The following is a 1087-nucleotide window of genomic DNA, read 5'->3' as shown; positions in this document are numbered from 1 at the left end:
TGGAAGGCCATGTGGCACTCGTCGCCGCCGGAGCCGTAGTCGCCGAAGTAGTCGACGACGTCCTCCGGCCACTGGTTCGCCTCGGCCAGCAGCACCTTGTCGGCGTACTGCTCGTCGATCTCCTTGCGCACCCGCCTGAGGAACTCGTGGGTCGCGGGGAGGTTCTCGCAGTTGGTGCCCTCCTGCTGGTACAGGTACGGCACCGCGTCCAGCCGGAAGCCGTCGATGCCGAGGTCCAGCCAGAACTTCAGCGCGGAGATCATCTCCTCCTGCACGGCCGGGTTCTCGTAGTTGAGGTCCGGCTGGTGGGAGAAGAACCGGTGCCAGTAGTACTGCTTGCGCACCGGGTCGTACGTCCAGTTGGACACCTCCGTGTCGACGAAGATGATCCGCGCGTCCTGGTACTGCTTGTCGTCGTCCGCCCACACGTAGAAGTCGCCGTAGGGGCCGTCGGGGTCCTTGCGGGACTCCTGGAACCACGGGTGCTGGTCGCTGGTGTGGTTCATGACGAAGTCGATGATGACGCGCATGCCGCGCTGGTGGGCGGCGTCGACGAACTCCACGAAGTCGGCGAGGTCGCCGAAGTCGGGCAGGACGGCGGTGTAGTCGGAGACGTCGTAGCCGCCGTCGCGCAGCGGGGACTTGAAGAAGGGGGGCAGCCAGAGGCAGTCGACGCCGAGCCACTGCAGATAGTCGAGTTTGGCGGTCAGGCCCTTGAGGTCGCCGATGCCGTCGCCGTTGCTGTCCTGGAAGGAGCGGACGAGGACCTCGTAGAAGACGGCACGCTTGAACCACGCCGGGTCCCGGTCCTTGGCGGGAGTGTCTTCGAAGGTGTCCGGAACAGGCTCATTGACGATCATGTGGTGGCTGACCCTCCGATCTGCGGGTGGGACGGTCGCAGGACGGTGCTGTCCTCGTCCGGGGACCGACCCCCGGACCCCCGGCCGACGGTGAAGACGTGCGCGGGCCTATGACCCGGCTCGAGACGCACATAGTTGGCCCTGCCCCAGTGGTAGGTCTCGCCGGTGAGCTCGTCGCGCACCGGCACCGACTCGTGCCAGTCGAGGCCGAGTTGCGGCATGTCCAA

The 1087-nt window shown here is 66.3% G+C and carries 1 protein-coding gene and 1 pseudogene; both read right to left on the bottom strand.

All coding sequences use genetic code 11. The features are described 5' to 3' along the window. Positions 1-860 (bottom strand): alpha-amylase family glycosyl hydrolase (locus ACIQ9G_RS32770; RefSeq protein ID WP_403616947.1); only part of this gene is annotated, 860 nt, incomplete at its 3' end. Beyond that, positions 857-1087, bottom strand: a pseudogene (locus ACIQ9G_RS32765) (alpha-1,4-glucan--maltose-1-phosphate maltosyltransferase); the annotation flags it as partial. The gene ACIQ9G_RS32770 and the pseudogene ACIQ9G_RS32765, both read right to left, overlap by 4 nt.

This window comes from Streptomyces sp. NPDC096152, assembly GCF_044763235.1.
Lineage (GTDB): Bacteria > Actinomycetota > Actinomycetes > Streptomycetales > Streptomycetaceae > Streptomyces.
This window is presented reverse-complemented; position numbering and strand designations above follow the sequence as displayed.